General features: G+C 63.2%; 11 protein-coding genes. All 11 read right to left on the reverse strand.

Annotated elements, in window-relative coordinates; genetic code table 11:
• Positions 1 to 185: 185 nt before the first annotated feature.
• The 11 genes from flgL to flgB all read right to left on the reverse strand — a co-directional run bounded on the left by flgL (position 186) and on the right by flgB (position 11,578).
• Positions 186 to 1,100 carry a flagellar hook-associated protein FlgL gene (gene flgL / locus ACYQ2W_RS16135; protein WP_459869279.1) on the reverse strand — a complete coding sequence of 305 codons (915 nt, stop codon included), beginning with the start codon at positions 1,098 to 1,100 and terminating at the stop codon, positions 186 to 188.
• Between the two features lie 267 nt (positions 1,101 to 1,367).
• Positions 1,368 to 3,452 (reverse strand): flagellar hook-associated protein FlgK, encoded by a 2,085-nt coding sequence (gene flgK, locus ACYQ2W_RS16140; RefSeq protein WP_459869281.1) that lies wholly within the window; start codon positions 3,450 to 3,452, stop codon positions 1,368 to 1,370.
• 84 nt (positions 3,453 to 3,536) lie between these two features.
• Positions 3,537 to 4,481, reverse strand: coding sequence for a flagellar assembly peptidoglycan hydrolase FlgJ (gene flgJ / locus ACYQ2W_RS16145; RefSeq protein ID WP_459869283.1), 945 nt, complete (start codon positions 4,479 to 4,481; stop codon positions 3,537 to 3,539).
• Positions 4,482 to 4,504: 23 nt separating this feature from the next.
• Complete coding sequence (locus ACYQ2W_RS16150; protein ID WP_459869285.1) at positions 4,505 to 5,623, reverse strand: flagellar basal body P-ring protein FlgI; 1,119 nt, start codon at positions 5,621 to 5,623, stop codon at positions 4,505 to 4,507.
• Positions 5,624 to 5,952: 329 nt separating this feature from the next.
• Complete coding sequence (gene flgH / locus ACYQ2W_RS16155; protein WP_459869287.1) at positions 5,953 to 6,627, reverse strand: flagellar basal body L-ring protein FlgH; 675 nt, start codon at positions 6,625 to 6,627, stop codon at positions 5,953 to 5,955.
• A gap of 28 nt (positions 6,628 to 6,655) precedes the next feature.
• Complete coding sequence (gene flgG / locus ACYQ2W_RS16160) at positions 6,656 to 7,441, reverse strand: flagellar basal-body rod protein FlgG (protein ID WP_459869289.1); 786 nt, start codon at positions 7,439 to 7,441, stop codon at positions 6,656 to 6,658.
• A 55-nt stretch (positions 7,442 to 7,496) separates the two neighbouring features.
• Positions 7,497 to 8,234, reverse strand: a complete 738-nt coding sequence (gene flgF, locus ACYQ2W_RS16165; RefSeq protein ID WP_459869291.1) for a flagellar basal-body rod protein FlgF — start codon at positions 8,232 to 8,234, stop codon at positions 7,497 to 7,499.
• Positions 8,235 to 8,635: 401 nt separating this feature from the next.
• The gene (flgE, locus tag ACYQ2W_RS16170; protein WP_459869293.1) at positions 8,636 to 9,994 is read right to left on the reverse strand and encodes a flagellar hook protein FlgE; all 1,359 of its coding nucleotides are present in this window, start codon (positions 9,992 to 9,994) and stop codon (positions 8,636 to 8,638) included.
• 35 nt (positions 9,995 to 10,029) lie between these two features.
• Complete coding sequence (locus ACYQ2W_RS16175; RefSeq protein WP_459869295.1) at positions 10,030 to 10,698, reverse strand: flagellar hook assembly protein FlgD; 669 nt, start codon at positions 10,696 to 10,698, stop codon at positions 10,030 to 10,032.
• A gap of 19 nt (positions 10,699 to 10,717) precedes the next feature.
• Positions 10,718 to 11,134, reverse strand: coding sequence for a flagellar basal body rod protein FlgC (gene flgC, locus ACYQ2W_RS16180; RefSeq protein WP_459869297.1), 417 nt, complete (start codon positions 11,132 to 11,134; stop codon positions 10,718 to 10,720).
• Positions 11,135 to 11,137: 3 nt separating this feature from the next.
• Positions 11,138 to 11,578, reverse strand: coding sequence for a flagellar basal body rod protein FlgB (flgB, locus tag ACYQ2W_RS16185; RefSeq protein WP_459869299.1), 441 nt, complete (start codon positions 11,576 to 11,578; stop codon positions 11,138 to 11,140).
• Between the last annotated feature and the right edge of the window lie 326 nt (positions 11,579 to 11,904).

Genomic DNA, 11,904 nt, shown 5'->3' on the forward strand with positions numbered 1-11,904 from the left:
CGCTAGCCCCGTTGTGGCGGATGCGCTGCCGCTTATCCACCCTACTACTCCCGCAGAAAACCGACCGTCTCAAGGAGCGCACCCACCGCCCCAGCATTCCAAACAAACCAAATAAGGATTTTTCCGCCCAACGAGACGCCCCTCGCGCATGCGCGCGAGGGGCGTCTCGTTGGGCGGAAAAATCCTTATAGGTAGTTGAAGAGGGAGAGTCCCTGCACCTTGCTGTAGGCCTGCTGTGCCGCTTGCAGGCCGGTGAGCTGGAGGTTCATGCGACTCACCGCCTCGGCGTAGTCGAGATCCTCCAGATCGGAGATGGCCGCCTTGGTGGTGAGGATGTGGTCTTCGTTGATGCTCTTCTGGCTGTCGATGACGTTGAGCCTCGACCCCACCTTGGCCTGGGTGGTGGTGACGTTGTCCAGCGCCGAATCGATGTGGTTGAGCACCGTCGCGTTGGGGTTGTTCGCCTCCATGTTGACGGAGAAGTCGTAGATCAGGGTGAAGATGTCGCTGGCCGCCCCGGTGTCATCGGGTACCCCCATGAAGACGTCGCTGCCGGGATCGTTGGTGGCGAGCTGGCGGGTGGCGCTGATCTGCGACTGGCGCTGCCCCTCGTCGCCGACGTAGGTGAAGGTGGCGCCGGTGGCGAGGAAGGGGTCGCCGTTGAACGGCTTGGTACCGGTCTGGTAGCCGGCAAAGAGGTATTCGCCGTTGCCGTCCTGGCTGTTGGCCAGTCCGAGCAGTTCGTCGAGCCGGCTGCGGATCTCACTGGCAATGGAGACGCGGTTGGTCGAACCCTGGGTGTCGTTGAGACCCTGGATCGCCAGCTCGCGGATCCGTTGCAGCGCGTCGGTGATGCCGGTGAGCGTCGCATCCTCCCGCGACAGCCGGTTCTCCGCCAGGGTGATGTTGTCCTGGTACTGCTCGGTACGCGCCTGGGTCTTCTTCAGGTCGAGCACGCGGGTGGCGTCAGCCGGGTCGTCGGAGGGGGTGACGATCCGCTTGCCGGAGGAGACCTGCTGCTGGGTGTAGCTGAGCTTCGACTGCTGGTCGAGGATCGAGTTGATCCCGGCTCTCTCTACATTGAGGGTGGAGATACGCATCTCAGTGCTCCGTTCCAGTCATTTCTTGCGTTTCAGCGCGTCTGGACGGGGCTGCGACTAGGCGCGCGAACGCAGGACTGGCAGGCCAATTCAAGTGAGTGCAACGACGGCGCAGCCCCGTCCAGGCGCGCCCGAAGGGAGCCCCGCTCGCAACCCAAGCCGGCGTTGCGGCCCTCGCGAAGGACCCGTCATTCGCTTCGAGCCGCGCCTTGCCTTGGGCTGCGAGCGGGGCTCTGAAGCGCAAGAAATGACTGGAACGGAGCACTTTTACCTCCCGGTGGCGGCCAGCAGGGTCTGGAAGACGTCGCGCCCGACATTGAGCACTTGGGCCGCCGCCTGATAGGCCTGCTGAAACTTGATCAGGTTGGCCGCCTCCTCATCCAGGTTGACGCCGGAGACCTGCTCCTTCTCGCTCTTCGCCTGCTCCAGCAACTGCTGGCGGGCGGTCAGGTTCACCTCCGCCTGTGCGGTCTGGATGCCGACGTCCGCCACCAGGCTGCCGTAGGCGCCCTGGTAATCGGTGGAGCCGCCGACCCCACTCATGGTGTTGGCGGTCTGCAACGCGGCGAGCAGCGTCGCGTTACGCGCATCGCCAACGCCCCCCGGGATGGTGGCACCGGTGTTGTCGAAGGCGTTGTCGCGGATGACGAAGGCGTCCCCGCTGTTGGGGGCGCCGGCGATGTTGAAGGTGACGTCACCGAAGCCGGCGACGTTGACGGTGTAGCTGTTGCCGTTGTCGGTGGCCGCATCGTAGAGAATCGGGTTGGCGCTGGTGATCGCGGCGGCCGGCGTCACGTTGAAGCCGGGGACGCCGGCACCACCTGCGTTGGGGTCGAAGGTGAGGGTCAGGGCGTTGGTGCCCGCCGCCGCCGACAGGGTGGTGCCGGTGGCGTTGGACATGGTCCCCGCGCTGAGCTCCGCCGAGCCGGTGTTGACCGGCACGCCGGTGGTGCCGGTGCCGGCGTCGATGTCGGTGGCCGAGTCGATGCGGAAAGGCGCCGCGGCGGCGATCTCTGCCGGATCGGTGGTGCGTACCGTGAGATCCCGAGCCCCGTTGTAGGTGGGGCGGATCAGGAAGCTGTCGCCGGCAGTGATGCTGGTCCCGCTGAGAGCGACGTCGAACCCCTCGGAGGCGAAGCTCAGGGTCTGCGGCAGGGCGCCGCCGGCGACGGTGCCGACGGTGGCGTTGTCGGAGAGCCGGGTCAGGGTGTAGTTGGTGCCATCGTAGGCGAGCTCGTAGTTGCTGGCGGTGAGGTTGCCGATGTTGGTGAAGCTGAGCGCTCCGGTGACGTCGGTGGAGTTGGCATTGAAGGTCTGGTCGGGGAGCACCTGGGCACCGGCGGTGTAGGCGGTGGAGGTGGCCATCGGGTAGAAGAAGTCCTGGCCCATGGAACCGTTGAGATCCATGCCCTGGCGGCACTGCTGGTTGAAGGTCTCCCCCACCGAGAGGGCGATCCGGCCCAGTTCGTTGCGGGCGTTGAGGAGCACGTTGTCGCGCACCTCCAGCAGCCCGCCGAGGGTCCCGCCGGTCATGAACTGGGTGATCGGGACGTTGCCGCCGTTGTAGGTGATCTCGTGGAGGGACTGGTCGTAGACGTTGCCGCTGTCCTGCAGTTGGAGCACGCTGCTGCCCACCACCAGGTTCTGGCCGTTGCCGATGAAGACGTTGACCGAGCCGTCGGCGAGATCCACCGTCTCGACGTTGATCCGCTCGGCCAGGGCGGCCAGGGCGGCGTCACGCTGGTCGAGCAGATCGTTGGGGGTGTTGCCGCCGGAGGCGCCGGTCTGGTAGACAATCTCGGCGTTGAGCTGGGAGACGGTCTGGGCCAGCGCGTTGATCTCGCTCACCGTCTGCACGATCTCGCTGCCGACGTGACGGGTCAGCTCGTCGATGCGACTGCCCATGTAGCTGAAACGGTCGGCGAGCGACTCGCCCTCGGCCAGCATCACCGAGCGGGTGGAGCTGGAGGTGGGGTCGTTGGCGACGTCGTGGACGGCGTTGAAGAAGCTCTCGATGGCCGGCGTCAGGCCGGCGTCGGAGTTGGCCAGCAGGTCATCGACCTGACTGGCGTAGCTGTAGAAGGTGTCGAGCCGCGACTCCTCGGTGGTGTGGTCGCGCACCGTGGTCGTCAAAAAATTGTCGTAGAGCCGATTGACCGACGAGGTGGTGACGCCGCTGCCGATGAAGCCGGCGCCGGAGCGCTGCGGGGTGTTGGCCGTCAGTTCCACCCGCTGACGGGAGTAGTCCGGGTTCTGGACGTTGGAGATGTTGTGGCTGGTGGTGGCCAGCACCCGCTGGTAACTCACCAGGGCGCCGGTACCGATGCTGAACAGATCGCTGGTGGCGGCCATGGCTCAGTCCTCCCCTCTCGGCAGAGGAACCGCGACGCAACCAAGCGTACCAAATTGGGCGGACATCGGAGTGCTCCTCGTCTATCAGGTTATCGGCGCGGTGTCGCCGAGGTGGAGGGCGGCAACGGTTTGCTGCATCTCTTCACGAGCAATGATCGAGCCAATTTTCTTGGCGTAATTCGGGTCGGTGGCATAGCCGGCGTCCTGCAGCCCCTGGATGAAGGCCCGGGGATCGTCGGCGTGGGCCAGGGCATCGGCGTAGCGGGGGTTGCCGCGGAGGAAACCGACGTAGTCGTCGAAGCTCTGCTCGATGGAGTCGTAGGCGCGGAAGGCGGCCCGCTCGCGCACCGCCACGCCGTCGCGGTACTCCAGCGTCGGAATGGTGACGCGATCGCCGCCCCAGCGGCCGTCGGCCTTGATGTTGAACAGGTTGAAGCTGCTGCTGCCGTCGGGGCGGCGGCTCACCGCCTGTCCCCAACCGGTCTCGAGGGCGGCCTGGGCCACCAGCACCTTGGGGTCGACCCCCAGTTCGGCGGCGGCCCCGCGGGCCCGCGGCCACAGCTCGCGGATGAACGCCTCGGGGCTCTCCGGATTCCAGTCGCCGTCACCCGCGGCCGGCGCGGCGCCGGCCGCGGCATCGGTAGTGGTAGCGGCGGCGGTGTCGCCGCGGGCCTGCAGGGCCTGGCGGACCGCCAGTCTTTGGCTGGACGAGTGAGGGGCGGAGGGCTGACCGCCGAGCTGCTGCACCAGCAGATCGGCCAAGCCGAGCCCGCCGCCCTTGGTGGAGAGGTCCTTGGCCAGCTGCTTGTCCCACATCTCCTGGTAGGTGCGGGTCTGGTCGCTGTCGAACAGCCCCTCCCCCAGGCTGCCGGCGCGCATGTTCTTCAGCAACTGCTCCATGAACAGCGCCTCGAACTGTCCGGCCACCTCGCGCAGCACCCCCTGGGGATCGTGCTGGGCGCGGGCGCGCAGTGAGGCCATCCCGTGGAAGTCGGCGTAGAAACCGGAATTGGCGACTTGACTGCTCATGACGGCTCTCCGTCGACGCGGTGCTAAATGACTTCCAACTCGGCGCGCAGGGCGCCCACTTCCTTCAGCGCTTCGAGGATCGCCACCAGGTCGGAGGGAGCGGCCCCCACCTGATTGACCGCGCGGACGATCTCATCGAGGGTGATGCCGGGCTGGAACAGGAACATCCGCCCCTCCCCCTCGGTCACGTTGATGTTGGACTGGGGCGCCACCGCGGTCGTGCCGGCGGCCAACGGGGCGGGCTGGGAGACCTTCTGGTCCTCGCTGATGGTGACGGTCAGGCTGCCGTGGGAGACCGCCGCCGGGGCGACCCGCACGTGGGAGCCGATCACCACGGTACCGGTGCGGGAGTTGATGATCACCTTGGCCGGCGCGTCGCCCGGATCGACCTCCAGGTTTTCCAGCAGCGAGATGAAGGAGACCCGCTGGGAAGGATCGCGCGGCGCGCTGACCTTCACCGAGGCGCCGTCCAGGGCGCGGGCGGAGCCGGCGCCGATGGTACGGTTGATCGCATCCGACAGCCGCTTGGCGGTGGTGAAGTCCGCGGTATGCAGATTGAGGGTGAGGCTGTCGCCGCGGGCGAAGGGGCTCTCCACCTCGCGTTCGACGGTGGCCCCGTTGGGGATGCGGCCGACACTGGGGATATTGGTGGTGATCTTCGAGCCGTCGTTGCCGAAGGCGGCGAAACCGCCCACCACCAGATTGCCCTGGGCGACGGCGTAGACCTTGCCGTCGGCGCCCTTCAGCGGGGTCATCAGCAACGCCCCGCCGCGCAGGCTCTTGGAGTCGCCGATGGAGGAGACGGTGATGTCGATGGTCTGGCCCAACTTGACGAAGGGCGGCAGTTGGGCGGAGACCGACACCGCGGCGACGTTCTTCAACTGGAAGTTGGTGCCGGCGGGGATGGTCACCCCCAATTGGGTGAGCATGTTGGTCATGCTCTGCTTGGCAAACGGGGCCTGACTGTCGCCGGTGCCGTCGAGCCCGACCACCAGGCCGTAGCCGACCAGTTGGTTGCTGCGCACGCCGGCGAGGGTGGCGAGATCCTTGACCCGCTCGGCCCGGGCCGGCGAGCCGGCGGCCACCACCGCCAGGGCGGCGAGGGTGGCGATGAGAGCGGTGCGGATTCGTGTGGCGTTCATGGTCATGCTCCGTGGCGAGTTCGTTTTTTGACACCTCGACCATGGAGAAGCACGTGCCGTGCCAATCAGCCGTCCTGTTCAGCGGCGGGAGGAGAAACGCGGAGGACGCAAAGGCGCAGAGACGCGGAGGAAGGAATTGAGGGTGAAGGGCAATCTGAAAGGACACCGTTTTCCTGGACCTTCGGTGCTTCCGTTTGACATGGCGCCCGCGGGGCGCCCTATAGGGCGCCCCGCGGGCGCCGTGCTGAACGAAACTGCCGCTGAAAAATCCTTGAAAAAGGCCACCCGAAGGTGGCCGTAAAGGTTGCGGATAGGACTTCGCGCCGTCGTCAGAAGGGCATGATCGCGCTGACGAAGAAGCGGGCGAGCCAGGGCAGGACGTTGGAGTCGGCCACTTCGCCCTGACCACTGTAGATGATCTCGGCGTCCGCCACCTTGCTGGAGGAGACGGTGTTGCTGGAGCTGATGTCGGTGGGGCGGACGATGCCGTAGATGCGCACGTGTTCGTCGCCGCGGTTCAACGTCAACACCTTCTCGCCACGCACCACCAGATTGCCGTTGCCCAGGACCTCGGAAACGGTGACGCTGATGGTGCCGTTGAGGCTGTTTTTCTGGTCGCTCTTGCCGTCACCCGAGAAGTCGTGAGCCGTGTTCAGGCTGGAACCGATCCCCTGCGCGCCGCCCAAGGTGCGGCCGAGGATGGTCGGATTGGTGAGGGTGCTGCTGTTGCTCTTGCTGATCGTGGTCTTCGCTTCCTTGGAGGCGGCGGTGGTCTCCTCCAGGAGGATGGTCAGCAGGTCGCCCACCCGCCGCGCCTTGAGGTCCTCGAACCAGGCGACGTCGCGCCCTGCCTGATAGATCGAGCCGTTGCTCGGCGCCGGCGGTACCGTGGTGGTCGGCCGGGTAGCGGCGTAGGTGGGGTCGTGGCGGGGCTGATTGACGCAGCCGCTGAGTAGCGCCAGGCCGGCGAGCACAAGCAGGGTTCGGGTGAAATGGGCGTTCATGACACGGGTCCTCTCTTACTTCAATTCATCAAAGCTGCTGGGTGACGTAGCTGAGCATCTGGTCGGCGGTGGAGATCGCCTTGGAGCCCATCTCGTAGGCCCGCTGGGTCTCGATCATGTTGACCATCTCCTCCACCACGTTGACGTTGGAGGCCTCCAGGGAGCCCTGCACCAGCATGCCGGCCCCTTGCAGGCCGGGGGTGACGGTCTGCGGGGTGCCGCTGGCGGGGGACTCCAGGAAAAGATTCTGCCCGATCGCCTGCAACCCCTGCGGGTTGGTGAAATCCGCCAACTGGATGTTGCCCAGGGTCTGCTGCGCGTTGTCGACCATAGCGGTGACCATGCCGTCGCGGCCCACCGCGAAGCTGCCCGGCGTCATGTTGTCGGGGACAGTGATGCTGGGCTCGAGCGGGTAACCGTCGGAGGTGACCAGTTGGCCGTCGGCGGAAACGTTGAACGAGCCGTCTCGGGTGTAGGCGACGGTACCGTCGGGCATCAGGATCTGCAGGAAACCGCGCCCCTCGATCGCCATGTCGTAGGCGTTTTCGGTGCTGATCGGGTTGCCCTGGGTATGCATCTTCTCGGTGGCCACCACGCGCACACCGGTACCGAGCCGCAGGCCAGAGGGGAGCTGGGAGCTTTCGCTCGACTGCGACCCCACCTGCCGGACGTTCTGGTAGATCAAATCGGCGAACACCGCCCGGTCCTTCTTGAAACCGGTGGTGGAGACGTTCGCCAGGTTGTTGGAGACCACCGACATGCGGGTCTGCTGCGCGTCGACGGCGGTCTTGGCGATCCACAAGGCTCTGTTCATATGCTTAACCTCCGGGGCCGCCCTCGGCCCCTGCGCTCGTTATGTTCCGAAGACCCTACTGCAACAGCTTTTCCGAGGCCTGCTCGGTCTCGTCGGCGGTCTTCATCATCTTCACCTGCATCTCGTAGTGGCGGGCCAGTTCCAGCATGTTGACCATCGCCTCGACGGCATTGACGTTGCTCCCCTCCACCGCGCCGGAGATCAGTCGGATCGAGGCGTCGGGCTGCGCCACCTGTCCTTCAGGCAGATGCATCAGGCCGTCCAGCCCCTTGTCCAACTGCTGCATGTCCGGCGAGACCAGCTTCACCCGGCCGACGATCGCCAGATTCTCCGGGCCCTGGCCCAGGGGCTGGATGGTGACGGTGCCGTCGTCGCCGATGTCGAGCTTGTCGAAGGGGGGTAGCACCAGCGGGCCGTCGTCGCCGAGCAACGGATAGCCGTCGCCGGTGACCAGTTGGCCGCTGGAGGTGACCCGCAGGTCGCCGCGGCGGGTATACGCCTCCCCCCCCTCGGGGGTCTGCACCGCGAACCAGCCGGTATCACCGTTGATCGCCATGTCGAGCTGGCGCCCGGTGGTCTGCAAGGGACCACCGGTAAGGTCGGTACGCGGCCGCTCGCTCATGGCGTAGACGCGGGAGCCGTAGCCCTCGCCGAACACCGGCATCGAGCGAAACTGCTCGAAATCCGCGCGGAAACCGGTGGTCGAGGCGTTGGCCAGATTGTTGGTATTGGCCGCCTGAGCGAGCATTGTCTGGCTCGCCCCGCTCATGGCGACGTAAAGCATGCGATCCATGGTCGGCACTCCTCTCGCTGGTGCCCGGAAATGGCTTGATCAGAGAGATACAGGAACCGTGCCAAATTTTTTCGTCGGGATTTTGGCGGTGAGCGGTGAGCGGTGAGCGGTGAGCGGATGATGGGAGCTTTTCGGGCGTCAAGCCTTTTCCCGCGCGCTGGTAGCGACGCTCTGCGTCGCTACCAGCGACCTCGGACGCTCCGCGTCCTGCCCCTGATGGACGCAGAGCATCCAAGGTAGCCGGTTGCGACGCAGAGCGTCGTAACCAGGAGCAATACCACAGAGCGTCGTAACCGGAAGCACGTCATGACCAGCAACGTCGGCGACCGGAAAGAACCGGTGACGCACCGAACGGCAAACGGGGGCGGCAAACCCTTGCCGCCCCCCTACCCTATCCGGGACTACCGTAGATTGAGCATGGTCTGCGTCACTTGGTCCTCGGTGGAGAGCATTTGGGAATTGGCCTGGAAGTTCCGTTGCGCGGTAATCATTTTCACCAACTGCTCGGTGAGTTCGACGTTGGATGCTTCCAGTGCACCCGACTGAATAGAGCCAAAATTGCCGGTTCCGGCTTCACCTTTAAGCGCCTGACCAGAGGTGGAACTCTCCGCCCAACTTGTGTCTCCCAATTGATTCAACCCCTGAGGATTAGTGAAGTTCGCCAACGCAACCCGTCCGAGAATCTGCGATTGACCGTTGCTATAGCGGGCATACACTGTACCATCACCATCCACATCCATTCCTGACAGACGCCCCGCCGTATAGCCGTTTTGATCCATCGATTGAACGCTGAAATCGGAGTTGTACTGCGTGGTCTTGGCATAATTGAAAACCAATCGATTATCGCTAGTGGAGGTACCATCCCCCATCGGCTCCGCACCGTTGGCGGGTTCGAACTGACCGTAATTGATTGTCGGCTCGCGAGCAGCCGGGTCGGTCCGATCAAAGGTATTTACCGTCGTGCCGTTGATCGTTTCGAGCTGACCAGAGGAACTGAAGGTCATCGTATCAGCACTCGCACCGTTCTCTCCCTCAACCTGCTGCCAATCGCCATTGCTATCTTGCATATACAAATAGCTCTCCCAAGTATTAGTGGAGACACCATTCCCATCGACGTCATTCGTCTTGCGATAGTACATGGTGGCGATATGAGGGGAACCGACCGAATCGTATAAGGTCACCGAAGTAGAGTAATGATAAGTTGTCGGATCAGTCCGATCGAAAGCGGTAGCCGCGTCGGCCGGATCGAAAACACTATCGGGAGCCGCCAACAAGTTAACGCCAACGGAAACATCATTGGTATTCGCGGGACTGCCCAATCCACTCTCTAGTTGTATGTCTCCAGGCTGTGCGGTATCGAACGTCCCGGTAACCTCGTTATAAGGGAACGCCTGTAGCCGCTGAGAGCCGGAGTTGACGATATATCCTTCACCATCGACACCAAAAGCACCCGAACGAGTGTAGACCTCTTCGCCGCCATCACTAAGAACAAAGAACCCTTGACCGTTGATCGCGAGATCCAGACTGTTGCTGGTCGCGTTGATGTTCCCTTGGGAATGCTGCTGGGCCACGTCCGCCAAACGCACTCCGTTTCCGATGGCGTTGCCAGAAATACCCTGATAGCCCACCGCATAGACATCAGCAAACTCCGCACGCGACTCCTTGAAACCGGTAGTGGAGCTGTTGGCAATATTGTTACCGGTAACACTGAGGTCCGACAATGCGACGTTAAGGCCGCTAAGTGCAATATTGAACGACATGGCTTATATCCTCTTGATGTATTCCGAGTAGCGAATCAACTGATCTCGCGAACGCTGGAGAAGCTCACCGATCCCATCTGATCGAGGTTGAGAACCGCCCCCTTATCACCGCCGAGGGAGACACTGGAAACCACTCCAGAGACCAAGACCGTTTCAGCGGTAGGCTCTACCCCCGGACCGTGACTTTCCGCCTGAATAATATAATTGCCGGGAGGTGCCACGCTGCCATCATTGGCGGTACCATCCCAAGTGAACTGAACCGTCCCGGCGGATTGTTTCCCGAGTTCCACGTGGGTCACCAATTCACCAGTATCATCATAAATACCTATCATAAGACCCGGAACACTGCCCTCCAACTCGACTGCTGCAGCCATCTCCCCTTCTTCCGGCAAGTACCCCACGTTTCCCTCGGCGAGCACTGTGCTACCGACTAACGTAGCTGCCTGTAGCGACTCGTTTGAGGTAAGGTTGTTAACCAGCGTTTCCATCGATTTCTGCATTTCCTGGATACTGTTCACACTGCTGAACTGGGCCATTTGCCCCATGAATTCCCCGTTATCCATCGGAGAGAAGGGGTCCTGATTTTGCATTTGGGTAGTCAGCAAGTGAAGGAACTCCTCTTGGCCAAGCTGATCACCACCGCTGGAGGTGGATTGCTGTTGGGCGCGTAGCCCCAATTTATTGATGGTTTGCGTATCAATCATTGGTCATTCTCCCACTCGTTTACTCGCCCAGCCTCAAGGTCTCCTGCAACAGCCGCTTGGAGGTGGATAGCACCTCCACGTTGTTCTGGTAGGAGCGCGAGGCGGAGATCATGTTGGCCATCTCCTCCACCACATTGACGTTGGGCAGGTAAACGTACCCCTTTTCGTCGGCCAACGGATGGTCGGGTTGGTACTGTGCACGTACCGGCGCCTGGCTCTCGACGATGCCCAGCACCTGGACGCCGGAGGAGGCCCCCTGGGGGTCCATGTGGTCCTGCACCATGGCGGAAAACACGGGCTGGCGGGAGCGGTAGGTTTCATCCACGCTGGAGCTGACGCTCTCGGCGTTGGAGAGGTTGCTCGCGGTAGTGTTCAGACGCAGGCTCTGGGCACTCATGCCGGAACCCGCGATATCGAAGACGTTGAACAAGGACATGGCTTACTTCTCCTTGAGCAGCTCTTTCATCGAGCTGATCTTGCCACTGAGAAAACTCATCGACGCGCGGTATTGGAGCGCATTTTCGGCGAACCTCGCCTTCTCCTGCTCGGTATCGACGGTGTTGCCGTCGAGTGAGGGCTGACTTGGATTGCGGTAGTCCAACTGGCCGATGGAGACATCGGGACGCACCAGCGCCAAGTGGTTGGCATGGGTGGTGCTCAAACCGTGATAGCTGCCGTCGATATGCTGGGGATTGGTGCGCCGCATCGGCCCCGTACCGCTGCTGGCCTGATCGAGGGCGGCCCGGAAATCGAAATCCCGCGCCTTGTAACCGGGGGTGTCGGCGTTGGCCATATTGGAGGCCAGGATCTCTCCGCGACGGGCTCGCAACACCATCGCGTCGTCGAAAACGCCGAACAGTTTGTCGATGTTGATGGCCATCTCGCACCTCGAATTTGCTTCCTGCCATTGGGAAGCAATCGGCATGCCACACACCCGTAACCAGCTGTTCCAAAAAAGTAATTGAAAATCTGGCCACACCGTAATGACGCCGACGGCAATTCATTGCCGCCGAGTGGCGGAATCCGGACGCGAAAGAGGGAATACGGCCCGGGGGGCCGGATGGAGATCGCAGAAAGACGGGAAATTGGCGCGACGGGCGGGCATCCCACCCTGGTCACCGCGCTCCGCGCGGTAACCTCGCTCTTCATGCCGGCAGCGGCGCCGGCACCGAAACCGTGAGGCCAAAGCAGGACGTAGTGCGTCCA

Source organism: Endothiovibrio diazotrophicus, assembly GCF_054657215.1.

What these genes read in the sequence shown, in the direction of transcription:
- flgL (WP_459869279.1), bottom strand. Translation starts at nt 1,100, where the DNA reads ATGCGTATCTCCACCCTCAATGTAGAGAGAGCCGGGATCAACTCGATC.
- flgK (WP_459869281.1), bottom strand. Translation starts at nt 3,452, where the DNA reads ATGGCCGCCACCAGCGATCTGTTCAGCATCGGTACCGGCGCCCTGGTG.
- flgJ (WP_459869283.1), bottom strand. Translation starts at nt 4,481, where the DNA reads ATGAGCAGTCAAGTCGCCAATTCCGGTTTCTACGCCGACTTCCACGGG.
- ACYQ2W_RS16150 (WP_459869285.1), bottom strand. Translation starts at nt 5,623, where the DNA reads ATGAACGCCACACGAATCCGCACCGCTCTCATCGCCACCCTCGCCGCC.
- flgH (WP_459869287.1), bottom strand. Translation starts at nt 6,627, where the DNA reads ATGAACGCCCATTTCACCCGAACCCTGCTTGTGCTCGCCGGCCTGGCG.
- flgG (WP_459869289.1), bottom strand. Translation starts at nt 7,441, where the DNA reads ATGAACAGAGCCTTGTGGATCGCCAAGACCGCCGTCGACGCGCAGCAG.
- flgF (WP_459869291.1), bottom strand. Translation starts at nt 8,234, where the DNA reads ATGGATCGCATGCTTTACGTCGCCATGAGCGGGGCGAGCCAGACAATG.
- flgE (WP_459869293.1), bottom strand. Translation starts at nt 9,994, where the DNA reads ATGTCGTTCAATATTGCACTTAGCGGCCTTAACGTCGCATTGTCGGAC.
- ACYQ2W_RS16175 (WP_459869295.1), bottom strand. Translation starts at nt 10,698, where the DNA reads ATGATTGATACGCAAACCATCAATAAATTGGGGCTACGCGCCCAACAG.
- flgC (WP_459869297.1), bottom strand. Translation starts at nt 11,134, where the DNA reads ATGTCCTTGTTCAACGTCTTCGATATCGCGGGTTCCGGCATGAGTGCC.
- flgB (WP_459869299.1), bottom strand. Translation starts at nt 11,578, where the DNA reads ATGGCCATCAACATCGACAAACTGTTCGGCGTTTTCGACGACGCGATG.